This is a genomic window from Verrucosispora sp. TAA-831, from assembly GCF_050780145.1.
Classification (GTDB): domain Bacteria; phylum Actinomycetota; class Actinomycetes; order Mycobacteriales; family Micromonosporaceae; genus Micromonospora.
In genome coordinates, this window is sequence record NZ_CP192240.1 from 2,873,336 (window position 1) to 2,895,807 (window position 22,472).

23 protein-coding genes are annotated in these 22,472 nt (G+C 72.3%); 17 read left to right on the forward strand and 6 right to left on the reverse strand.

Going from position 1 to position 22,472, the window contains the following annotated elements; all coding sequences use genetic code 11:
* Positions 1-67: 67 nt before the first annotated feature.
* Together ACQVFL_RS12990 and ACQVFL_RS12995 are read right to left on the reverse strand one after the other, a co-directional pair.
* A complete protein-coding gene (locus ACQVFL_RS12990) occupies positions 68-1,297 on the reverse strand; it encodes a multidrug effflux MFS transporter (RefSeq protein ID WP_396694175.1) in 1,230 nt (409 codons plus the stop codon).
* A gap of 234 nt (positions 1,298-1,531) precedes the next feature.
* Entirely contained in the window at positions 1,532-2,500 is a 969-nt protein-coding gene (locus tag ACQVFL_RS12995; protein ID WP_396693905.1) for a hypothetical protein, read from the reverse strand.
* A 172-nt stretch (positions 2,501-2,672) separates the two neighbouring features.
* Here ACQVFL_RS12995 and ACQVFL_RS13000 point away from each other — a divergent pair, with 172 nt between their 5' ends.
* The 8 genes from ACQVFL_RS13000 to ACQVFL_RS13035 all read left to right on the forward strand — a co-directional run bounded on the left by ACQVFL_RS13000 (position 2,673) and on the right by ACQVFL_RS13035 (position 9,933).
* The gene (locus tag ACQVFL_RS13000) at positions 2,673-3,299 is read left to right on the forward strand and encodes a hypothetical protein (RefSeq protein WP_396693903.1); all 627 of its coding nucleotides are present in this window, start codon (positions 2,673-2,675) and stop codon (positions 3,297-3,299) included.
* Between the two features lie 58 nt (positions 3,300-3,357).
* Positions 3,358-3,873, forward strand: coding sequence for a sigma-70 family RNA polymerase sigma factor (locus ACQVFL_RS13005; RefSeq protein WP_396693901.1), 516 nt, complete (start codon positions 3,358-3,360; stop codon positions 3,871-3,873).
* Complete coding sequence (locus ACQVFL_RS13010; protein WP_396693899.1) at positions 3,863-4,714, forward strand: hypothetical protein; 852 nt, start codon at positions 3,863-3,865, stop codon at positions 4,712-4,714. Before ACQVFL_RS13005 ends, ACQVFL_RS13010 begins: the two co-directional genes overlap by 11 nt.
* 219 nt (positions 4,715-4,933) lie before the next feature.
* Positions 4,934-5,695, forward strand: a complete 762-nt coding sequence (locus ACQVFL_RS13015) for a DeoR/GlpR family DNA-binding transcription regulator (protein WP_396693897.1) — start codon at positions 4,934-4,936, stop codon at positions 5,693-5,695.
* A gap of 58 nt (positions 5,696-5,753) precedes the next feature.
* A complete protein-coding gene (locus ACQVFL_RS13020; RefSeq protein ID WP_396693895.1) occupies positions 5,754-7,115 on the forward strand; it encodes an ABC transporter substrate-binding protein in 1,362 nt (453 codons plus the stop codon).
* A 57-nt stretch (positions 7,116-7,172) separates the two neighbouring features.
* Positions 7,173-8,105, forward strand: coding sequence for a carbohydrate ABC transporter permease (locus ACQVFL_RS13025; RefSeq protein WP_396693893.1), 933 nt, complete (start codon positions 7,173-7,175; stop codon positions 8,103-8,105).
* The gene (locus tag ACQVFL_RS13030) at positions 8,102-8,944 is read left to right on the forward strand and encodes a carbohydrate ABC transporter permease (protein ID WP_396693892.1); all 843 of its coding nucleotides are present in this window, start codon (positions 8,102-8,104) and stop codon (positions 8,942-8,944) included. Before ACQVFL_RS13025 ends, ACQVFL_RS13030 begins: the two co-directional genes overlap by 4 nt.
* On the forward strand, positions 8,941-9,933 hold the full coding sequence (locus ACQVFL_RS13035; RefSeq protein ID WP_396693890.1) for a zinc-dependent alcohol dehydrogenase family protein: 993 nt from the start codon (positions 8,941-8,943) through the stop codon (positions 9,931-9,933). The genes ACQVFL_RS13030 and ACQVFL_RS13035 overlap by 4 nt, the downstream gene beginning before the upstream one ends.
* A 33-nt stretch (positions 9,934-9,966) precedes the next feature.
* Here the strand turns inward: ACQVFL_RS13035 and ACQVFL_RS13040 are convergent, their stop codons facing one another.
* Both ACQVFL_RS13040 and ACQVFL_RS13045 read right to left on the reverse strand, forming a co-directional pair.
* Complete coding sequence (locus ACQVFL_RS13040) at positions 9,967-11,055, reverse strand: hypothetical protein (protein ID WP_396693888.1); 1,089 nt, start codon at positions 11,053-11,055, stop codon at positions 9,967-9,969.
* Positions 11,052-12,188: an SPFH domain-containing protein gene (locus ACQVFL_RS13045; protein ID WP_396693886.1), complete on the reverse strand. Its 1,137-nt coding sequence runs from the start codon at positions 12,186-12,188 to the stop codon at positions 11,052-11,054. Before ACQVFL_RS13045 ends, ACQVFL_RS13040 begins: the two co-directional genes overlap by 4 nt.
* A 199-nt stretch (positions 12,189-12,387) precedes the next feature.
* On the opposite strand from ACQVFL_RS13045, the gene ACQVFL_RS13050 reads away from it, so the two are divergent.
* Positions 12,388-12,993, forward strand: a complete 606-nt coding sequence (locus tag ACQVFL_RS13050) for a cysteine hydrolase family protein (protein WP_431729464.1) — start codon at positions 12,388-12,390, stop codon at positions 12,991-12,993.
* Between the two features lie 8 nt (positions 12,994-13,001).
* A complete protein-coding gene (locus tag ACQVFL_RS13055; protein WP_431729465.1) occupies positions 13,002-13,925 on the forward strand; it encodes a GlxA family transcriptional regulator in 924 nt (307 codons plus the stop codon).
* Here the strand turns inward: ACQVFL_RS13055 and ACQVFL_RS13060 are convergent.
* Positions 13,922-15,016, reverse strand: a complete 1,095-nt coding sequence (locus ACQVFL_RS13060) for a GNAT family N-acetyltransferase (RefSeq protein WP_431729466.1) — start codon at positions 15,014-15,016, stop codon at positions 13,922-13,924. The two genes, ACQVFL_RS13055 and ACQVFL_RS13060, sit on opposite strands and share 4 nt — an antisense overlap.
* A gap of 56 nt (positions 15,017-15,072) precedes the next feature.
* Between ACQVFL_RS13060 and ACQVFL_RS13065 the strand changes: the two genes are divergently transcribed.
* From ACQVFL_RS13065 to ACQVFL_RS13090, 6 genes are all read left to right on the forward strand, one after another.
* Positions 15,073-15,522, forward strand: coding sequence for a MarR family winged helix-turn-helix transcriptional regulator (locus ACQVFL_RS13065; RefSeq protein WP_396693878.1), 450 nt, complete (start codon positions 15,073-15,075; stop codon positions 15,520-15,522).
* Between the two features lie 125 nt (positions 15,523-15,647).
* Positions 15,648-16,514 (forward strand): ABC transporter permease, encoded by an 867-nt coding sequence (locus tag ACQVFL_RS13070; RefSeq protein ID WP_431729467.1) that lies wholly within the window; start codon positions 15,648-15,650, stop codon positions 16,512-16,514.
* A gap of 32 nt (positions 16,515-16,546) precedes the next feature.
* Positions 16,547-17,593 (forward strand): glycine betaine ABC transporter substrate-binding protein, encoded by a 1,047-nt coding sequence (locus ACQVFL_RS13075; protein WP_396693874.1) that lies wholly within the window; start codon positions 16,547-16,549, stop codon positions 17,591-17,593.
* Complete coding sequence (locus tag ACQVFL_RS13080; RefSeq protein ID WP_396693872.1) at positions 17,577-18,377, forward strand: ABC transporter ATP-binding protein; 801 nt, start codon at positions 17,577-17,579, stop codon at positions 18,375-18,377. The genes ACQVFL_RS13075 and ACQVFL_RS13080 overlap by 17 nt, the downstream gene beginning before the upstream one ends.
* Positions 18,374-19,255 carry a TauD/TfdA dioxygenase family protein gene (locus tag ACQVFL_RS13085; RefSeq protein WP_431729468.1) on the forward strand — a complete coding sequence of 294 codons (882 nt, stop codon included), beginning with the start codon at positions 18,374-18,376 and terminating at the stop codon, positions 19,253-19,255. The genes ACQVFL_RS13080 and ACQVFL_RS13085 overlap by 4 nt, the downstream gene beginning before the upstream one ends.
* A 134-nt stretch (positions 19,256-19,389) precedes the next feature.
* On the forward strand, positions 19,390-20,388 hold the full coding sequence (locus ACQVFL_RS13090; protein WP_431729469.1) for an NAD(P)-dependent alcohol dehydrogenase: 999 nt from the start codon (positions 19,390-19,392) through the stop codon (positions 20,386-20,388).
* 16 nt (positions 20,389-20,404) lie between these two features.
* Here ACQVFL_RS13090 and ACQVFL_RS13095 read toward each other — a convergent pair whose 3' ends face one another.
* Complete coding sequence (locus ACQVFL_RS13095) at positions 20,405-21,478, reverse strand: XdhC family protein (protein WP_396693866.1); 1,074 nt, start codon at positions 21,476-21,478, stop codon at positions 20,405-20,407.
* 121 nt (positions 21,479-21,599) lie between these two features.
* On the opposite strand from ACQVFL_RS13095, the gene ACQVFL_RS13100 reads away from it, so the two are divergent.
* The gene (locus ACQVFL_RS13100; RefSeq protein WP_431729470.1) at positions 21,600-22,472 is read left to right on the forward strand and encodes an FAD binding domain-containing protein; all 873 of its coding nucleotides are present in this window, start codon (positions 21,600-21,602) and stop codon (positions 22,470-22,472) included.

Genomic DNA, 22,472 nt, shown 5'->3' on the forward strand with positions numbered 1-22,472 from the left:
ACCGGCGAACCTCGCCCGCCTGGTCGAGGCGGGCGAGGACCCCCGATAGCCGGAACGGGACCGGCGGTCAGTGGAGCGCGACGGCCAGCGGCTTCGCGTCGGGCTCCGGGGCGTCGAGCTGCCTCGGCCGCACCACGAGGTGCAGCACGACCAGCGCCGACCCCATGCCACCGGCCACCACCACGGCCATCGCCACCGCCCCGTTGCCGAGGACCCCGACCATCGGCGCGGCCACCGCGCCGACACCGAACTGCACCGCGCCGAGCAGCGCGGAGGCGGTGCCGGCGGCCTCGCCGTGCCGGGTCAGCGCCACGGCCGGGGCGTTCGGCAGGGCCAGGCCGGCGGCGGCGAGCACCACCCACAGCGCGGCGAGCAGTGCCGGCAGGCCGCCGAGCCCGGTCGCGGCGAGACCGAGCAGCGCCAGACCGGCGACGGTGCCGACCAGCAGGGCTCCGGCCAGGATCCGCTGCGGCGGATGGCGACGCAGCAGGCGGACGTTGGCCTGGGTGGCCGCGATCAGGCCGATCGCGCCCGCCCCGAAGGCGAACCCGAACTGCTGCTCGTCGAGGCCGTACTGCTCCTGGAGGACGAACGAGGAGCCGCTGACGTAGGCGAAGATCGACGACATCGCCAGCCCGGCCACGAGCACCAGCCCGACGTAGGGTCGGTCGCGCAGCAGCGAGCGGTAGAGACGCGCGGTGGGGACCACACCGCCGCGCTGACGGCGGGCCGGCGGCAACGTCTCCCGCAGACCGAACACGGCGACCAGCGTCAGCAGGACGCCGAAGACGGCGAGCGCGGCGAACACGCCCTGCCACCGGGTCCAGCGCAGCAGTTCGCTGCCGAGCGTCGGGGCGAGGACCGGCGCGGCCCCCATCACCAGCAGCAGGCGGGACAGCACCTGCGCGAAGGCCGTACCGCTGAACAGGTCGCGGACCACGGCCATGGCGATCACGGCGGCGGCTGCCGCGCCCAGGCCCTGGACCACCCGCAGCGCGCCGAGCACGGCGACGTTCGGGGCGAGCGCACACAGCACCGAGGCGACGATGTGCAGCCCGGTGCCGGCGATCAGCGGCTTGCGTCGACCGACGGCGTCGGAGAGCGGGCCGATCAGCAGTTGGCCCAGGGCGAGCCCGACCAGCGTGCCGGTGAGGGTCAACTGGACCGCCGCCGAGCTGGTGCCGAGGTCCTCGGCGATGGCCGGCAGCGCCGGAAGATACATGTCGATGGTGAGCGGCCCCACCGCGATCAGGGAGCCGAGGACGAGGATGAGCCGTACGCGTTGCCGGGGACTCATCAGGTCGCCCGGCATCAGCGCGCCCGGCGGCGGGGCGCTCATCGGAGGATCTCCGGCCGGTCCGGACGCTGAGCAGGCAGTGGTGCGACGGTCATATCTGGCTCCAACCCGCAACCGGCGAGCTGATTCCCGGTCGACGTATTGGTAACGCAACTCACAGCCGGTCGGGCGTGGGTGACCGCCCGGTCGTCGGGTGCGGGCGGGCTGTCGCGCGGACGGCCCGCCCGCGGGTCGTCACGACCCGATCAACGACCGGTGGACCTGCTGGTCTGCACCCTGCACGAAGAGGTGAACGTGACCGCCGTAGACAGTGGTGCCGGGTGCCGAGACCAGGTCGACCGGGCCGGTCGCCGTCGACCACCGCGACCAGGCGGAGGTGTTCAGCGTGTACGCGACGGTGCGGACCGTCCCGGCGGCGACGTCGCTGACGTACAGCCGCAGGTCGCCGCCGTACACCTCGGCGGCCGGGCCGGACGGAGCGCCCGCCGAGCCGGGCACCGTGGACCAGTTCGTCCAGGTGCCGGTGGACAGGTCGTACCGGACGGTGCGGAGACTGCCGACCGGGCCACGGACGAACACCCACAGCCAGCCCCCGTAGACCGCGGTGGCCGGCGCGGAGGTCGCGGCCTGCAGACCCGCCAGCGTCGACCAGGCCGACCAGGTGCCGGTGGAGAGGTCGTACCGGGTGGTGCGCAGGGCACCCGCCGTTGCCCGGACGAACAGGTGCAGGTGACCGCCGTACACCGCGACGGCCGGCTCCGACGTGGCGGCGCCCGACCCGGGCACCGGCGACCAGGCCGACCAGGTCGCGGTCGTCAGCGAGTACCGGGAGGTCCGGATGGTGCCCGCCGGTCCCCGGACGAAGAGGTGCAGCTCGCCGCCGTAGAGGACGACCGCCGGGGCGGAGGCCGCCCGGGCCGGACCCGGCACGGTCTGCCAACCCGACCAGGCCTCGGTCTGCAGGGAGTACCGGTTGTGCACCACGCTGTCGTCGGGGCCTTCGGCGACCAGGTGCACCTCGCCGCCGTAGACGGCGGCCGCCGGCCGGGACAGCACCGGGGCGCTTCCGGGCACGGCCGTCCAGCCCGGGGGTGACGACGTCGGTGCCGGGGCGGCGGCGGCCGGTGCGGCGGACAACACGGTGCCGACGAGAGTGAGAGCGAGCAGGTGGCTGATCAGCCGTACGCGACGCGTCGATGACATGGCTGGCTCCAAGGTGGACGGTGATGGGGAGCATACCGCTCTCGGGCGGCGCGGATGAGTGATCGTGCGTCGTGGTGAAACCACCGTCGTGCCCCAGGCGTCATCAGGCTGTACGGACCGACACCCGGACCGGTCGGACGGGCTCGGGGCGATGACCGGAAGGTGGGAGGCCATGATGGTGACGGGTAGGTGGCTCGCCGGTACGGGCCTGGTGGCGCTGGTCGCCGCCGCGGTGGGGGTGTACGGGGTGGCGTCGGCGTCCGAGAGTGCGCCACCGGCGGTCGGGCCGTTGTCGATGGCGGCGCCGTTCGTCGCGCCGAAGCCGACGCCGACGCCGTCCGTGGAGCCGGTACTCTCCGGCACACGTCGGGTCACGATCGTCCGGGTCGGCGCGTTCGAGTCCGGGCTGTCGTTGCTCGACGGCGGGCGGCTGACAGAGGTGGACGACGACCGGGGGCGGCAGGTGTTCGTGCCGACCCCGGTGGGCGGGCAGGAGTTCCTGATCAAGTCGTACCACGGCGGCGGCACCGGGCAGCCGCTCTGCTGGCAGACGTACAACCCGGGCGACAGTCGGCCGCTCGTGGTGCGGGGTGCCACCTGTCGGGCCGGTGACCCGCTCCAGCGGTTCGTCATCACCGGGGCACAGGGCGGCGGCGCGCGCGAGTTCGTGATCAGCAACAGTTGGGCCTACCTGCGGACGACCGCGCGCAACGGGCTGATCCTGGAGGAGTTGGGCGACGCGTCGCCGTTCGACAGCTTCCGCTTCAACGACACCGGGCCCGCGCCTCGGCACGGCTGACGTTCGGCGGGGATGCGGCATGACCAGGAGCGACCGGATCGGCTGGAGACTGTGATCGATGCGCGACGCTGACGAGTTCGACGCCTTCTACTCCGCGTCGGCCCAGCGGGTGCTGGGCCACCTCTACGCGATGATCGGCCGTCGGGCCGAGGCCGAGGACGCGGTGGCGGAGGCGTACGCCCGGGCCTGGGACCGGTGGGCGACCGTCCGCGAGTGCGACAGCCCGGAGGCGTGGGTGCGCAGCGTCGCGTACCGGGTGGCGGTGAGCGCCTGGCGTAAGGCGGTCAATCGGCTCACCGCGCACCGACGGCAGGCCGCCGAGGAACAGGTCGAGGGCAGCTCGGTCGACCACGTGGCGATCGTGGCCGCGCTGCGCCGCATCCCCGCAGAACAGCGCCGGGTGGTGGTCCTGCACCATCTGGTGGGCCTCAGCGTGGCGGAGATCGCCACCGAGGCGGGCACGAACGTGAACACCGTCAAGACGCGGCTCGCCCGGGGGCGACGCGCGCTCGCCGCCCATCTGGGCGACGACGAGCAGCAGGTGACCAGCGGAGGGAGGGGACATGACCGCTGACCGTGAGCTGGACGACGCCCTGCGCGGGTTGGCCCGGCACGGCGGGCGGGGCCGGGTCCACGCCGCCGCCGAGATCCGGCGTCGGGGGGACCTCCGCCGTCGCCGTCGACACGTCGCGACCGTCACGGTCGGAGTCCTCCTGGTCGCCGCGCTCGGTGCGGGCACCGCCGCCATCCGCCTCGCCGGGCCGCCGCACACCATCCCGGTCGGGCCGGCCGGACCGACCCCGGTGCCGGCCACCGCGCCTCCCGAGGTCACGCCGGGTCCCGACGTGGTCGATCCCTCCACTGGCTCGTCGAGTCCCTCCACCGTGTCGTCGCGCCCCGCGCCGAACGGCACCCGGCCGTCCGGGACGGACCCGTCCCGTCCCGTCTCGGGCGCCTCCGGTTCCCCGTCGGCGGGCGGCGGAGGGGTGCTGTCCGGGCAGCGGCGGGCCACCGTCGTCCGGGTCGACGGGATCGGCGGGGTGTCGCTGCGCGCCGAGGGCGGTCTCGGCGAGGTCGACGGGGACGAGGGCGACCAACTGTTCGTCTTCGTGCCGCAGGGCGGCGACACCTATCTGGTCCGGGTCGCCGGGGCGGGTGACACCTGCTGGGAGTCGCGCTCCTCGGGCAGTGCGGCGCTGCGGGTGGTGGGCGCCGCCTGTGACCCGGACGCGCCGAGGCAGCGGTTCTCGATCGTGCGGGACGGGCAGCGCGGTGGCGCGCCCGCGTACGCGATCAGCAACCTGTCCGCGTACCTCCAGCACTCGCCGACCCGGGGGCTGATCCTGGAGGAACTGGGGGACGCGTCGCTGGGCACCCACTTCCGGCTGGTCGACAACGGGCCTGCGCCGAACTGACGAGGCGACGCCCGACCGGGCGCAGCGGGTACTTATCGGGCAACCGGGGGCACCAAACGGGCGGTCGTTATGCGTGGTAAAGATTCCATGCCCGTTATGTGTTGCCCGTTCGGGCTGGCTAGCGGGCAACAAACCCACCAGAATCACCCGCATGTGACCGGAGTCACCTCACGGTCCACGGTGGTACAAAAAGACACACACGCCGACGGGAGGTGCACAGTGGACGCGAACCAGCGCCGCCACCACATCCTCGCCGTGGCACGCCGGCAGGGTGACGTCGACGTCCGTGACCTCGCCGTCGAGCTGAGCGTCGCGCCGGAGACCATCCGTCGCGACCTGAGCCTGCTGGCGCAGCAGGGCCTGGTCCGCCGGACGCACGGCGGGGCCTACCCGATGGAGACCGCCCGCTTCGAGACGACCCTGGAGACCCGGGCCACCCGGATGGTCGTGGAGAAGCGGCGGATCGCCACCGCAGCCGTGGAACACCTCGGCGACGCCGAGTCGATCTTCATCGACGAGGGCTACACCCCGCAGCTCATCGCCGAGGCGCTGCCCACCCACCGGCAACTGACCGTGGTCACCGCCTCGCTGCACACCGCGGCGACGCTGGCCGCGTACCCGTCGGTCACGGTGCTGTTGCTCGGCGGCCGGGTGCGCGGACGCACGCTGGCCACCGTCGACCACTGGGCCACCCGGATGCTCGCCGGCTTCGTCATCGACCTGGCCTACGTCGGGGCCAACGGCATCTCCCGCAAGCACGGGCTGACCACACCCGACCCGGCCGTGGCCGCGGTCAAGGCCCAGGTGATGTCGGTGGCCCGGCGAGTGGTGTTCGCCGGGGTGCACACCAAGTTCGGCGGGCACAGCTTCTGCCGGTTCGCCGACGTGGCGGACCTCGACACCGTCGTCACGGACACCGCGCTGCCGGCCTCCGAGGCGCACCGCTACTCACTGCTCGGCCCGGTGGTGCTGCGCGTCTGAGCGCCCCGGCCGAGACGTCCCCTCACCCTCACCTCACCACCACGCACGGAGGTTCGCTGTGCCCAGAACACGATCTCCTCGCCGATGGCGCGGCACGCTCGCCGTCGGTCTCGCCGTCGCGCTGGTCTCGACCGCCTGCTCCGGAGCCGGCGGTGGGTCGTCCGGCGACGGCACGGCCATCACGGTGCTGATGGTCGGCAACCCGCAGATGGAGGACCTGGCCAAGGTCACCGCCGAGAACTTCACCAAGGACACCGGGATCACCGTCCGGTTCACCATCCTGCCCGAGAACGAGCTGCGCGACCGGGTCACCCAGGACGTCGCCACCCAGGGCGGCCAGTACGACGTGGCCACCATCGGCGCGTACGAGGCGCCCATCTGGGCGCAGAACGACTGGCTGCACGAACTCAGCTCGTACGCCGACGGGGACACCGGCTACGACAAGGGCGACCTGCTCGAACCGATGGTCGCCTCGCTCTCCGGCCAGGACGGCAAGCTCTACGCCGCACCGTTCTACGGCGAGTCGTCGTTCCTGATGTACAACAAGGAACTCTTCGCGGCCAAGAACATCACCATGCCGGAGCGCCCGACTTGGCAGCAGGTCGCCGGGTTCGCCGCCCAACTCGACGACAAGGACAAGGGGATCTCCGGCATCTGCCTGCGCGGGCTGCCCGGCTGGGGCGAGCTGTTCGCGCCGCTGACCACCGTGGTGAACACGTTCGGCGGCACCTGGTTCGAGAAGGACTGGACGCCGAAGGTCAACGCGCCGGAGTTCACCGAGGCCACCAAGTTCTACGTCGACCTGCTCCGCGCGCACGGGCAGCCGGGCGCACCGCAGTCTGGGTTCACCGAGTGCCTGAACACGTTCGGCCAGGGCAAGGCGGCCATGTGGTACGACGCCACCTCCGCCGCCGGCACCCTGGAGGACCCGAACTCCAGCACCGTCGCCGGCAAGGTCGGCTACGTGTACGCGCCGGTGGAGAAGACCGACTCGTCCGGCTGGTTGTGGGCGTGGGCGTTGGCGATGCCGAAGACCACCAAGAACGCCGACGCCGCCTGGAAGTTCATCTCCTGGGCCACCGGCAAGGAGTACGAGCGGCTGATCGGCGGCTCGCTCGGCTGGTCCCGGGTGCCGGCCGGCAAGCGGCAGTCCACCTACGAGATCGCCGAGTACCGCGAATCGGCCGGCGCCTTCGCCGACATCACGCTCAAGTCCATCCAGGAGGCCGACCCGGTCGACCCGGGCGTGCAGCCCCGGCCCGCGCTCGGGGTGCAGTTCGTCGGCATCCCCGAGTTCGCCGACCTCGGCACCAAGGTCTCCCAGGAGGTGTCGGCGGCGATCGCCGGCCAGAGCACCGTCGAACGGGCGCTCGCCGACGGCCAGCGGTTGGCCGAGGAAGCCGCCAGCAAACACCGGTAGCCGCGCGTCGGGGCCGGTCGACCGGCCGGCCCCGACCCTGCCCTGTGAGGCGGATCGATGACCACGACCACCACCACCGACCCGGACGCGAGCGCGCGTCCCGCCGTCCGTCCCACCCGGCCGGACCGTAAACAGCGCTGGGCCCGCCGCGCCCCGCTGCTGCCCGCACTGGTCTTCGCCATCGTGGTGACCCAGCTCCCGTTCCTGTTCACCCTCTACCTGTCCACCCAGAGCTGGAACGCGTTGCGCCCGGGCAGCCAGGAGTTCATCGGGCTGGCCAACTACGCGACCGTGCTCAGCGACGCCCGGCTGCGGGCCGCCCTGGTCAACACCGTGGTGCTCACCGCCTCGTCGGTGATCGTCTCGGTGCTGCTCGGCCTCGGCCTGGCGATCCTGCTGGACCGGAGGTTCCCCGGCCGGGGCATCGTGCGGACGCTGCTCATCACCCCGTTCCTGGTGATGCCGATGGCGGCGGCGCTGCTCTGGAAACACGCCATCTACAACCCGTCGTACGGCCTGATCAACGGCATCTTCGGCGGCAGCACCGACTGGGTGTCGCAGTACCCGATGGTGGCCGTGGTCGCCTCGCTGGTCTGGCAGTGGACCCCGTTCATGATGCTGATCATCCTGGCCGGGTTGCAGGGCCAGTCCCTGGAGACGTTGGAGGCCGCCCGGGTCGACGGTGCCGGACCCTGGCAGACCTTCACCCGGATCACGCTGCCCTACCTGCGGCCCTACCTGGAACTCGGTGCCCTGCTCGGCGCGATCTACCTGGTGCAGACGTTCGACGCGGTCTTCACGATCACCCAGGGTGGTCCCGGGCGGGCCACCACCAACCTGCCGTACGAGATCTACCTGACCACCTTCCGCAAGTTCGAGTACGGCGAGGCCGCCGCAGCCGGTGTGGTGGTGGTGATCGGCACGATCGTCGTCGCCACCTTCGCGCTGCGGTTGCTCTCCAGCCTGTTCCGGATGGAGGACGCGCGATGACGCGTACCGCTGCCCCGGTCCGGCGCGGCGCGGGCTTCACCGGCGCGGTCTGGACCGTGCTGGCCTGGCTCGCCGGGCTGTTGTTCTTCCTGCCGGTGGCCTGGATGGTGCTCACCGGCTTCAAACGCGAGGTGGACGCCGCCAGCAACCCGCCGGCCTGGTTCTTCACCCCGGTGCTCGACGGCTACCGGCAGGTCTTCGACCGCGACCTCATGCCGTACCTGCTCAACTCGCTGATGGCCAGCGTGATGTCCACGCTGCTGGTGCTGCTGCTGGCCACCCCGGCCGCGTACGCGCTGTCCATCCGGCCGGTCGCCAAGTGGCGTGACGTGCTGTTCTTCTTCATCAGCACCAAGATGCTGCCGGTGGTCGCCGCGCTGCTGCCGATCTACCTGCTGGTGCAGAACCTCGGCATGCTGGACAACGTCTGGACCCTGGTCGTGCTCTACACGGCGATGAACCTGCCGCTGGCGGTCTGGATGATGCGCTCGTTCATGCTGGAGGTGCCGACCGCCCTGATCGAGGCGGCGGCGATGGACGGCGCCAGCCTGCCGGTCACCATCCGGCGGATCCTGTTGCCGATCGTCGCGCCCGGCCTGGCCGCCACCGCGCTGATCTGCTTCATCTTTAGCTGGAACGAGTTCTTCCTCGCGGTCAACCTCACCGCCACCAGGGCCGGCACCTCGCCGATCTTCCTGGTCGGCTTCGTCACCTCCGAAGGGCTGTTCCTGGCCCGGCTCTGTGCGGCCGCGACGATCGTGTCGTTGCCGGTCGTGCTGGCCGGCTGGATCGCCCAGAAACAACTCGTCCGAGGACTCTCCATGGGGGCGGTCAAGTGAAGGCAGCAGTCATCGTCACGCCGGGTCAGATCAGCGTCGAGTCCGTACCGGACCCCACGCCCGGCCCCCGGGACGTGGTCGTCGAGGTGGCCGGCAGCGGGATCTGCGGCACCGACCTGCACATCATGGACGGCGAGTTCGCGCCCGCGTACCCGATCGTGCCGGGCCACGAGTTCGCCGGCACGGTGGTCGCGGTCGGCGGCGACGTCACCGAGGTCCGGGTCGGCGACCCGGTCGCGGTGGACCCGTCGCTGCACTGCGGCGAGTGCTACCAGTGCCGGCGTGCCCGGGGCAACCTGTGCGAACGGTGGAACGCCATCGGCGTGACCGTCGCCGGGGGCGCGGCCGACTACGCCCTCGCCCCGGTCCGCAACTGCGTGGTGCTGCCCGAGGGCGTCGCACCGGCCGACGCGGCCCTGATCGAGCCGCTGTCCTGCGCGGTACGCGGCTTCGACGTGCTGCCCCGGCGGCTCGCCGACCACTACCTGATCTACGGCGCGGGCACGATGGGCCTGATGATGCTCGAACTCGCCAAACGGTGCGGCGCGGCCACGGTCAGCGTGGTCGACCCGAACCGGGACCGCCTCGCCACCGCCGTCGCGCTGGGCTGTTCGGCGAGCGCGGCGGGTGCGGACGAGCTGGACCGGGCGCGCGGCTGGGACGTGGTGATCGACTGCACCGGCGTGCAGGCGGCCATCGAAGACGGCCTCGGTCGGGTCGCCCCGGCCGGCACGTTCCTCCAGTTCGGCGTCTCCGAGTACGCCACCCGGGTGCCGGTCGAGCCCTACCGCATCTACAACAAGGAGATCACCGTCACCGGGTCGATGGCGGTGCTGCACAGCTTCGAACGCGCCGCCGAACTCTTCGCCGTCGGGGTCCTGGACCCGGCCGTCTTCATCAGCCACCGGTACCCGCTGGAGAAGTACGCCGACGCGATGGCGCAGTTCCGGGCCGGTGTCGGTCGCAAGATCCAGATCGCCGCCGCATGAGGTGCGCGGCAGCGTCCCCGATCCGAGCCGGGCCTAGCGACTCAGCACGAACGCCAGCACGATCGCGGCGACCAGCGCCACCGCGGCCAGCACCGCGGCAGCGATCTTCGCCTTGCTGTACGGACGTTCGCCGATCACCTCGCCGGTGCGGGCGTTGACCAGGATCTGGTACGACCGCCCGGCGTGCAGGTAGGCGGCGATCCAGACCGGCAACAGCATCAGCTTGTACGTCACGTCCGAGTAGCTGGTGTCGACGGAGTCGACGCGCTGTTCGTCGCCACCGATGTCGCGGCGGCAGTCGGCGGTGATGACCGGCGCCATCCGGGTCTTCGCCGTGGCCAGCCCCGCCTCCGGCTCGGTGTCGTAGCGCAGCGCGTGATAGCCGGCCAGGTAGTCCCCGTGGTACGCGACCGCCTCGGTCAGCGGCCACGGGGCCAACCGGTCCAGTTGCTGCTCCGGCAGATACCGGGTGGCCGGGACCAGCACGTCGTCGAAGTCCCGCCGCACGGTGCCACCGGCCGGATACCACCGGGTGCGGCGTACCTGCCGGGTCCGCACCTCTGTCTTGCCGTCGACGATCACCGTGTAGTTCTCGGTGACCCAGTAGTGCTGGCCGCGCTGCCCCCGGTACTGCGACACGGTCCGCGCGTCGAAGGTCCAGTGCGGCAGGTAGGTGCCCTTGAGCGTCTCCGCCTCGCTGACCTTCTTGAGGCTGTTCGGGGCGAACCAGCGGCTCCGGCACCAGGTGCCCAGTGCCGTCCGTACGCCGGAGCGGTCCACCACGAACGGCAGTACCCCCTCCGGGGCGATCAGGCTGCCCGTCGCCTGGTCGGCCACCAGCGGCGCGGCGCAGAACTGGCAGCGCTTCGCCAACGCGTCGCTCTCGGTCCGGGCGCCACAACCCGGACAGACGAAGGTGTACGCGCCGACCTGCGCCACCGGCTTGCGCGCCAGTGTCGCCAACTGGGCGTACGCGTGCTCGCGGACCCCCCGACCGGCCCCGGCGATCTCCTGCTGGCTGCCGCAGTACGGGCAGCGCAGCACCGCCGCGCCCGGCGCGTACTCGACCCGGGCGCCACAGCCGCCGCATCCGAACGTCGGCGGCACGGTCGCGCCGCTCATCGCGGCGGCAGCGGCGGCGGGACGCTGGCCAGCACCGAGGCGAGCTCGGGAAGCTGCCCGGCGGGCTGCCACTGTGCCATGCCGGACCGCCAGGCCAGGGTGTCCGGGCCCAGCGCGCCGGCGGCCACCTGGGCGGCCAGCCCACCGAGGTCGAACGGGCCCTGCCGCTGCCCGTCCACGCCGATGAACCACTGGGTCTGGGTGGGCAGCGGCGGCGGCTCCGCGCTCGGCGGTGTCGGGGCGTGCGCCGCCGGTGCGGGTTGCGCGGGCGCGGTCTCGCCGGCCATCGTGCGGGCCATCTGCTGCCCCATCGCCATGCCCATGCCCAGGCCGACGCCGGCCCCCGCCTCGCCGCCCGGGTTGCGCGCCGCCTCCTCCAACGCGGTCGCGGCCTGGAACTGCGTGAACCGGTTCAGGTCACCGACCGCGCCCATGCTGGTGCGCTTGTCCAGCGCCCGCTCCACCTCCGGCGGCACGGAGATGTTCTCGATGACGAAGGTCGGGATCGCGATGCCGACGTCGGCCAGTTCCGCCGTCAGCACCCCGGCCAGCCGCCGGCCGATGGCGTCCTGGTGGGCGGCCAGGTCCAGCAGCGGTACGCCGGCCGTGGCCAGCGCGCCGCCGAGCCGTCCCACGATGAGCTGCCGCAGGTACTCCTGCACCTCCTCGGTGCGGAACTGCGGATCGGTGCCGACCAGCTCCCGCAGCAGACGCTGCGCGTCCACCACCCGGGCCGCGTACGCGCCGAACGCGCGCAGCCGGACCACGCCGAACTCGGCGTCGCGCAGGATCACCGGGTTCTGGGTGCCCCACTTCATCTCGGTGAACTGCCGGGTGTTGACGAAGTACACCTCGGCCTTGAACGGCGAGTTGAAGCCGTACTTCCAGCCCTTGAGGGTGGACAGGATGGGCAGGTTGCGGGTTTCCAGGGTGTAGGTGCCGGGCGGGAAGGCGTCGGCGATCTGCCCCTCGTTGACGAACACCGCCGTCTGCGACTCGCGCACGATCAGCTTGGCGCCCATCTTGATCTCGTTCTGGTGTCGGGGGAAGCGCCAGACGATCGTGTCCCGGCTGTCGTCCAGCCACTCCACGATGTCGACGAACTCGCCCCGGAGCCGGTCCATGAGTCCCATCCCGTACCTCCCTGTCGGCCACGTGATCATCGTCGTCGCGGGCGACCGTATCAACCGGTGACCAGCAACTCCGCCGAGGTGCGGGCGGAGGCCGGATGCCGGACCGCCGCCCACGGCTTGCGGGGATGACCGGATCGTTCCGCAGCCGAGCCCGATCGTGGCTGGTCATGGCCGGATTCGGCGGGCCACCATGGTCGTCATGAGCAGCGCACTTCTCGTCATTGACGTACAGGAGTCCTTCCGCCGACAGGAGATCTGGGCGGCCACCTCCAATCCGGGCATCGTCGGCCAGGTGAACCGCCTGGTCGACGCGGCACGCAGCGCGGGCGACCCGGTCTTCTGGGCGCTGCACGCCGAGCCGGGTACCGGTAACCTGTTCGACCCGGACCGGGGCTTCGTCCGGCTGATGGACGGGCTGCGGCCCGCCGCGGACGAGCCGGTCCTGACCAAGTACGTGCACAACGCCTTCACCACCACCCGCCTGCACTACCTGCTCACCGCCGCCGGGATACGCGAGCTGGTGATCTGCGGGATCCGGACCGAGCAGTGCTGCGAGACCACCGCCCGGGTCGCGGCGGATCTCGGCTACGCGGTCACGTTCGTGGTCGACGCGACCGCCACCACCCCGATCGCGCACCGGGAGGCCCCGGCCGACCGACCGCTCACCGAGATCCTCGCTGACCCGCGCACGCTCGGCACCGACGAGATCGTCGCCCGCACCGAGTACGCGCTGGCCGGACGGTTCGCCACCATCCGTACCGTCGACGAGGTGACCGGCGCGGCGGTGGCCCTCGCCACGGGCTGAGGTCGTCGATGGCCACGGTGGTCTTCCTGCTCGTGCCGCAGGTGCACCTGCTCGACCTCGCCGGTCCGGCCCAGGTCTTCTCCACTGCGAGGGCTCAGGGGCACCCGTACGACCTGCGGTACGTCGCCGAGCAGGACGAGGTGGTGACCGCACAGGGGCTGCCGGTGCGCGCCAGCGTCGACTGGCCCGCACTGGGCCCGGCCGACCTGGTCGTCGTCCCCGGCTGGCGGTCACCGATCTCGCCCGGCACCGGGCGGCTGGATGCGGCGACCCTGGACCGGCTTACCGCGCATCACGCGGCCGGAGGGACCGTGGTGAGCGTCTGCGCGGGCGCCGACGCCCTCGGCCGCGCGGGCCTGCTGGACGGGCGGCGGTGCACCACCCACCACGGGGTGCAGGACGAACTGGCCCGCCGGTATCCGGGGGCCACCGTGCTGCGGGACCGGCTCTACGTGGTCGACGAGCGGGTGGCCACCTCCGCCGGTATCGCCAGCGGTATCGACCTGGCGCTGCACCTGGTGGCGACGCGGCACGGGCCCGCCACGGCCGCGCGCGTCGCCCGCGAGATGGTGGTGTACGCGCGGCGCAACGGACACGAACGGCAGGACAGCGTCATGCTGCGGCACCGCGCCCACCTCAGCGACGTGGTGCACCGGGCCCAGGACCTACTCGACGAACGGTTCACCGAGCCGCTGCCGCTGGGCGAGCTGGCGCTGGCGGCGGGGGTGAGCGAACGGACACTGACCCGCCTGTTCGGTGCCTCGACCGGGCTCACCCCGCTGCGGTACCAGCAGTTGCTGCGGGTCGAGCGCGCCGAACACCTCATCGGGCACGGCGTCACGGTGGAGGCCGCCGCCCGGGCGGTCGGTTTCGCCGACGCCCGGATGCTGCGCCGGCTGCGGGCCCGGACGGCGGCACCCACCGTCGGCTAGACCGGTGCGGCGACCGGGCGGCGGGGCTTGACCAGGTGGACGACGCCCTGTGCGGCGTCGACCTCGGTCACCGTGTAGCCGGCCCGTTCGTACACCCCGATGTTGCGGGTGCTGCGGTGACCGGTGTACAGCGCGTGGTGCGTGGTGGTCTCCGGGGCCTGCGACTCGGCGTGGGCGAGCAGCCAGGAACCGATCCCCCGACCGGCCTGGTCGGGGGCGACCATCAGACGGCCGACCAGCCAGGCTTCCCCGTCGGCGCGGGCCCGCACCGACCCGATCAGGCGGCCGTCACGGCGCAGGCACCAGATCCGCCAGGTCGACGTGGAGGCACCCAGGTCCGCGAACGACTCCTGCAACGGCGGCAGGTCGAGGGTGTCGTTGACGATCGCCTCCTGCACCCAGCAGCAGCGCTGGAGCACGAACAACTCGGCCAGGTCCTCGTCGCGGACCTCGGCCAGGGTCAGCCCGTCGACCGGCCCGGCGGTGAGCGTCGGGGGCGTGGGTGCCCGCAGTGGGCGCAGGGAGCGGGCGACCCGGTCGAGTTCGCGCAGCACGGCGCGCGCGCCGTCGGTCAGCGTGGGGGAGTCGACCACCTGTCCGTCGCGGGTGTGCTCGGCGAGGCGCAGCGCGACGGTGGCCCCGATCGGCACCATCCGCAGCGTGGTGACGACCTGCTTGGCCATCTGCACCGCGCGGGTGCCCGCCGAGGTGTTGCCGTAGCTGACGAACGCCACCGGCTTCCACGCCCACTCCTGGTAGAGGAAGTCGAGGGCGTTCTTCAGCACCGCCGGCATGCCGAAGTTGTACTCCGGGGTGACCACCACGAACGCGTCGGCGGCGGCGACCCGGCGACTCCACTCGCGGGTGTGCTCGTGGGCGTACTCGCCGCGCGAGGGGTGCTCGGGCTCGTCGAACATCGGCAGCCCGACGTCGGCCAGGTCCGCGACCTCCACCCGGGTCCCGTGCCGGGTGGCGTCGGGCGCGACGGCGGCGACGAACCAGTCGCCGACGGCCGGACCGAGTCGGCCGGGCCGGGTGCTCGCGACGATGACGAGGACGCGCAGGGGTGCGGACGGAACAGTCGATGACATGTCAACGAACGTACCCGTCGTTTCGATGACATGTCAACGACGGGTACGGTGGTGGTATGGCGACACCGTGGCTCAGTGCTGACGAGGAGCGGGCCTGGCGGGCGTTCCGGCGTCTGCTCGTCGCGCTGCCCGCCCGCCTGGACCGGGACCTGGCCCGCGACTCGGGGCTCTCTCCGGCGGACTACGAGGTGCTCAGCACGCTGTCGGAGAAGCCGGACCGTCGCTGGGCGCTCAAGGACCTCGCCGCCAAGATGGAGTGGTCCCGCAGTCGGCTCTCCCACCACACCACCCGGATGCAGGCCCGGAGGCTCGTCACCCGGGAACCCGACCCGCAGGACGCCCGAGGGTGCCTGCTGCGCCTGACCGACGAGGGCTTCGGCGTGCTGGAACGCGCCGCGCCGCAGCACGTGGCGTCGGTGCGCGCCCGCTTGCTCGACCACCTCGACCCCGACGAGCTGGCGCTGCTCCGCGACCTCTCCACCCGTATCGCCGACCTGCCGGACTGAGTGGCGCGCGGTCGTCGCCGCGGGTATCGGTGGCGATCGTTCCACGCCGTGGGCGAGGTCTTGCCTAATGCCCTACTAAAGCTGTAGGAAAAGCAGGCTATGTGGTCGTCGAGGGGAGAGAACGCGTGAGCACCGTCGTCGCCGTGCCGACCGCGGGTGCCGATGCCGGTGCTCCGCCACCGACACGGTCACCCCGTCCCTCGTGGCGTGCGGGCCGGACGCGCCGGATCGCCCTGCGCGCCGTCGCGCTCCTCGTCCTGCTCGGACTCTGGCAGGCGCTCGCGGTGCTCACCGACAACCCCACGTTCATCCCGTCCCCGGGCGCGGTATGGGACCGTCTGGTGCAGACCTCCAGCACCCACGACGGGGTCCGGGGCTACAGCGGACACCTGCTGATCGAGCACCTCGGCGTGAGCCTGCGCCGCATCCTCGTCGGCTCCCTGGTGGGCGTCGGCGCCGGGCTGGTGCTCGGTCTGGTCATGGGCACCGTCCCCTGGGTACGCGTGGCGGCCGAGCCGGTGGTCACGTTCGTCCGCGCGCTCCCCCCACTGGCCTACTTCAGTCTGCTCATCATCTGGTTCGGCATCGACGAGACGCCGAAGCTGTGGCTGCTGTCGATCGCCGCGCTGCCTCCGGTGGCCGTCGCCACCGCCTCGGCCGTCACCGCCGCCCCGGCCCCCCTGGTGGAAGCCGCCCGCGCGCTGGGCGGTGGACGTTGGGCGGTCACCCGGGACGTGGTGCTGCCACACGCGCTCCCGGAGATCTTCACCGGAATCCGGCTCGCCGTCGGCATCGCGTACTCGTCGGTGGTCGCCGCCGAGACCATCAACGGCGTACCGGGCATCGGCGGCATGGTCCGCGACGCGCAGCGGTACTCGCAGACCGACGTGGTGGTGCTCGGCCTGTTCGCCATCGGCCTCTCCGGCCTGCTCATCGACGCGCTGCTGCGCGCCGCCGAGGACCGGCTCGTCCCCTGGCGCGGTCGAGGCTGACCGTGCCGTCCCGATTCGAGAATGGACAATCCGTGGACCGACGTTTCACCCGTGCCGTCACCGCGAGCCTGCTGCTGCTCTCCACCGTCGGGCTCGCGGCCTGCGGCGACGGCGCCGCCAGCGGCGGTGGCGACCCGCAGGACAGGACCATCCGGCTCGCCTACCAGGCGTTCCCGAGCGGTGACCTGGTGGTGAAGAACCAGGGGCTGCTGGAGAAGGCGCTGCCGGACTACGACATCACCTGGACCAAGTTCGACTCCGGAGCGAGCATCAACACCGCGTTCGCCGCCGGCAGCGTGGACATCGCCGCGATCGGCTCGTCCCCGGTCGCCCGGGGACTCTCCGCACCGCTGAACCTGCCGTACAAGGTCGCCTTCGTCCTCGACGTGGCGGGCGACAACGAGGCACTGGTGGCGCGCAACGGGAGCGGCGTCGCCGCCGTCACCGACCTGCGTGGCAAGAAGATCGGCACCCCGTTCGCGTCGACCGCGCACTACAGTCTGCTCGCCGCGCTCGACCGGGCCGGTGTGCGGGAGTCCGAGGTGACCCTCGTCGACCTGGAGCCGCAGGACATCCAGGCCGCCTGGACCCGTGGCGACCTCGACGCCGCGTACACCTGGCTGCCGTCGCTGGACGAACTCAAGAAGACCGGACAGGTCCTGGTCACCAGCCGGGAACTGGCCACCGCGGGCAAGCCGACGCTGGACCTCGGCGTGGTCTCCACCGCGTTCGCCGAGGCCCACCCCGACGCGGTGGACGCCTGGCGCAGGGTGCAGGCACAGGCACTGGACCTGATCGCGACCGACCCGGCCGCCGCCGCCACCGCCGTCGGGGCGGAACTGAACCTCAGCGCCGAGGACGCCCGGCACCAGTTGAGCCAGGGCGTGTTCCTCAAGCCGGCGGAGCTGTCCGGCCCGGAGTGGCTCGGTACGCCGGAGAAGGTCGGCGGGCTCGCCGACAACCTGTACGCCGCCGCCGTGTTCCTCAAGGCGCAGCACAAGATCGACGCGGTGCCGGACCGGTCGGTCTTCGCCGAGGCGATCTACACCAGGGGACTGCCGGGTGTCCTCCAGCCCTGACGACGCGGTCGAGATCCGCGACGTCACCCACGTCTACGGCACCGGCCCCGACGCGGTGACCGCACTGGGCCCGGTGGACCTCCGGGTTCCGCCGGGCAGCTTCCTGGTCCTCGTCGGCGCCTCCGGATGTGGCAAGAGCACGTTGTTGCGGCTGATCGCCGGATTCGAGCGCCCGACCAGCGGCACGGTCACCGCGGCGGGCGTGACGCCGGTGCCCGGCCGCAACGCCGGTCTGGTGTTCCAGCAGCCCCGGCTGCTGCCCTGGCGGACGGTCGGTGGCAACGTCGGTCTCGGGCTGCGGTACGCCGGCGTGCCGCGCGCCGAGCGGACCCGCCGGGTGCCCGAGCTGCTGGACCGGGTCGGGCTGCCGAACGTGGCGCACCGGCGCACCTGGCAACTCTCCGGAGGGCAGCAGCAGCGGGTCGCCATCGCCCGGGCGCTGGCCGTGGAGAACCCCCTGTTGCTGCTCGACGAACCCTTCGCGGCCCTCGACGCGTTGACCCGCGAACGGCTTCAGGAGGACCTGCGGACGGTCAGCGCCGACACCGGCCGCACCTGCGTGTTCGTCACCCACAGCGTGGACGAGGCGGTGTTCCTCGGCAGCCGGGTGGTCGTCCTGACCAGCCGCCCGGGACGCGTCGCACTCGACCTGGACGTCGACCTGCCGCGTACCGGTGTCGAGCCGGACGAGCTGCGCGGCTCACCGGAGTACGCCGCCCTGCGCGCCACGATCGGCCACGCCGTCCGTACCGCCGCCGTCCGAACCGAAGGGACACCACGATGACCGACACCCTCGTCGACCTGGCTCTGGACCCGCTCGGACCGCACTTCGGCGCGGAGGTACGCGGGCTGGACCTCGACCGGGCCACCGACGCCGAACTCGCCGCGGTACGCGCGGCTCTGGTGGATCGCAAGGTGCTGTTCTTCGCCGACCAGCACCTCGACGACGACGGACAGGTACGCCTCGGTCGCCGACTCGGGGACCTGACCGCCTCGCACCCGGTGGTCGGCGGGGTGGACGAGGCGCACCCGGAGGTCTACGCGCTGGACAGCGCCGACAACGGCTTCGCCGACGTCTGGCACACCGACGTCACGTTCGTCGCCCGTCCGCCCCTGGGATCGATCCTGCGCGCGGTCACCCTTCCACCGACCGGGGGTGACACGACCTGGGCGGACAGTCAGCTCGCGTACGACTCCCTCGCCGAGCCGGTGCGGCGGCTGGTGGACGGGTTGGTCGCGGTGCACGACGGCAACCGCGAGTTCGGCTACTACCTCGCCCAGCGGCGCGGCGGTCGGGGCAGCGTCTGGGACGGCGAGGTGGTCACCCGGCTCGATCCGGTGGAGCACCCGGTGGTGCGGGTGCACCCGGAGACCGGCCGCCGGGGCATCTTCGTCAACCCGGGCTTCACCTCGCACGTCGTCGGCGTCTCCGAGGCCGAGAGCCGCGCGATCCTGGATCTGCTCTACGCCCACCTCACCAAGCCCGAGCACCTGGTGCGGCACCGCTGGCGGACCGGCGACGTGGCGATGTGGGACAACCGCAGCACCGCCCACTACGCCAACCGCGACTACGGCGACGCGCGCCGGGTGGTGCACCGGATCACCCTGCGGGGCGACCGCCCCAGCGGTCCGGTCACGCCGTGGCGGGGCCTGCCGCGCTGAGCGGGAGCGGGCGTCGTGCCACCCGTGTCGCGGCCGGGTCGTACTTTCGGTCGGGCCGCCTCCTGCCGGGGACCGGTGCGGTCGCGGCCCACGTGCCGATGAGTCGCCCCCGCCGTGAACGCCACCATGGCGTCATGAAGGCGATCGTTGCGCACCGATACGGCTCACCCGACGTGCTGCGGCTCCAGGAGGTCGACCGGCCGGTCCCGGCCGCCGACCAACTGCTGGTGCGGGTGCACGCGGCCTCGCTCAACGCGCGGGACTGGCACGTCCTGCGCGGCGACCCCTACCTGGCTCGGCTGGCCGCGCCGCAGATGATGGGGCTGCGCGGGCCCCGACGGATCATTCGGGGCACCGACTTCGCGGGCACCGTCGAGGCGGTCGGCGCTGACGTCGTCCGGTTCCGCCCCGGCGACGAGGTGTACGGCGACACCGGCGACCTGCACGGCGCGTTCGCCGAGTACCTGTGCGTGTCCGCCGCGCAGGTCGAGTCGAAACCGGCCGCGCTCAGCTTCGCGGAGGCCGCCGCGCTGCCGCTGGCCGGCAACACCGCCCTGCTCGGCGTACGTGACGTGGGGCGGCTGCGCGACGGGCAGCACCTGCTGGTCAACGGCGCCTCCGGCGGAGTGGGGACGTTCGCCGTCCAGATCGGCAAGGCGCTCGGGGCCACCGTGACGGCGGTGTGCCGGACCCGCAACGTCGACCTGGTCCGGTCGCTCGGCGCGGACCACGTCGTCGACTACACCACCCACGACTTCGCCCACGGGGATCGCCGCTACGACGTCCTGCTCGACCTGGTCGGTAACCGCTCGCTGGCCGACCTGCGACGCGCCGTGGTCCCCGGAGGCACGCTGGTGCTCTCCGGCGGTGGGACCTTCCGGGGCCGGCCCGCCCTGGTCGGGCCGATGGCGCTGCTCGTCCGGGCACAGGTGGCGGCCCGTGTCGTCGGTGAACGGATGGTGCTGCTCACGACGCCGCAGAGCCGTGAGCTGCTGGCCGGGCTGCGCGACCTCGTCGAGGCCGGTCTGGTCGCCCCGGTCGTGGACCGCACCTATCCGCTCGCCGAGGTGCCCGAGGCGATGCGTTATCTGGAGGGCGAGCACGCCCGCGCCAAGGTGGTCGTCACCGTCTGAGCGGTACCGGCGCGGTTCAGTCGCGGTGGATCGGGCTGTCCAGCGCGGTCAACGGACGACCCGAGCCGCCCCAGGACTCGGCGATGATCTCGGCGGCGATGGCCACCGCCGTCTCCTCCGGGGTACGCGCACCGAGGTCGAGTCCGATCGGCGAGCGGAGCCGGGCCAGGGTCTCCTCGTCCACGCCCGCCTCGCGCAGTCGGCGCATCCGGTCGTCGTGGGTACGGCGGCTGCCCATCGCGCCGATGTAGCGCGCGGGTGTGCGCAGGGCGACCTGGAGCAGCGGGACGTCGAACTTCGGGTCGTGGGTCAGCACGCAGAGCACGGTGCGCTCGTCGACAGTGGTCTCGGCGAGGTACTCGTGTGGCCAGCGCACCACGAGTTCGTCCACGTCGGGGAAGCGTTTGCGGGTGGCGAACACCGGACGGGCGTCGCAGAGCGTCACGTGGTGGCCGAGGAACCGGCCGATCCGCGCGACCGCGGCGGCGTAGTCGATCGCGCCGAAGACGATCATCCGGGGCGGCGGCACGTACGACTGGACGAAGACCGACACCTCGTCGCGGCGCTGCTCGCCGTGCGTACCGAGGTGGACGGTGCCGGTGCTGCCCTGGGCCAGCATCCCGGCGGCCTGCTGCGCCACCGCGCGGTCCAGGTCGGGATCGCCGAGGCTGCCGGCCACCCGGTCGGGCCAGACGACGAGCTGGGCGTCCCCGGTCGACGCGGTGGCCACCGGCCGACCGGCGGTGATCGCCGCCAGGACCGCGTCGGTCTCGGTCAGCGCCGCCTGCGGCTGTACCAGGATCTCGACGGTGCCGCCGCAGGTCAGACCCACCCCGAAGGCGTCGTCGTCGCTGACGCCGTAGATCTCGGTCCGCGCCTTGCCGGTCTCGATGGCCTCCCGGCACAACTCGAAGACCGCGCCCTCGACACAGCCGCCGGAGACGCTGCCCAGCACCTCGCCGTCGGCGTTGACCGCCATGGTGGCGCCGGGCTGCCGGGGCGCCGAGCGCCAGGTACGCACGACGGTGGCCACGGCGAACGCGACGCCGACCGTACGCCAGTGCGTCAGTCCGTCCGCGATGTCCCGCATGGCTGCACCATCCGTGGCCGCCGGTGCCGTCGTCAACCCGACCTAAGCAATTGCTTAGGTCGACGTTGACTTTGTAAACGGCCCCGACCAGATTCTGGCGGGACCGTGGAGGAGCGACATCATGCAGGTTCCGGCACCGTTCGAGTACGAGCGCGCCACCAGTGTGGACCAGGCAATAGGTTTGTTGGAACGGCTGGGCGGAACGGCTCGGCTGATCGCCGGTGGGCACAGTCTGCTGCCGATGATGAAGCTGCGCCTGGCCAATTTCGACTATCTGATCGACATCAACGATCTGCACCCGGAACTCGGTTACATCCGGCCCGGCCGCCACGAGTTGCGCATCGGCGCTCTCACCCGGCACCGCGAGCTGCTGGAGTCCACCGAGCTGGCCGCCGCGTTCCCGATCTTCGCCGACGCGGAGCGGGTGATCGCCGACCCGATCGTGCGCAACCGGGGCACCCTGGGCGGCTCGCTCTGCCAGGCGGACCCGTCGGAGGACCTGTCGGCGGTCTGCACCACGCTGGACGCGAGCTGCGTGATCCGGGGACCCGGCGGCGTCGAGCGGATCGTGTCGATGGAGGAGTTCCACGTCGGACCGTACGAGACGGCGGTCGGCGAGGCCGAGATGCTGATCGAGGTCCGGCTGCCGGTACGCCCCGGCGGCGGCAGCGCGTACGAGAAGGTCGAGCGTCGGGCCGGCGACTGGGCCGTGGTCTCGGCCGGCGCGGCGATCTGGCTGGACGGCGGCGTCATCGCCGACGCCCGGGTGGGGCTGGCCGCGGTCGGCCCGAACACCACCGGCATCCCGGAGGTCTCCGCCGCGCTGCGCGGGCAGGAGCCCACCGAGAGCGTGTTCGCGCGGGCCGGCGAGATCGCGGCGAGCCAGTGCGAGCCGGTCACCGACCAACGTGGCAGTGTCGACTACAAGCGGCATCTGGCCGCCGAGCTGACCAAGCGGGCCCTGCGCCGGGCCGCCGAGCGGGCGAGGAGCTGA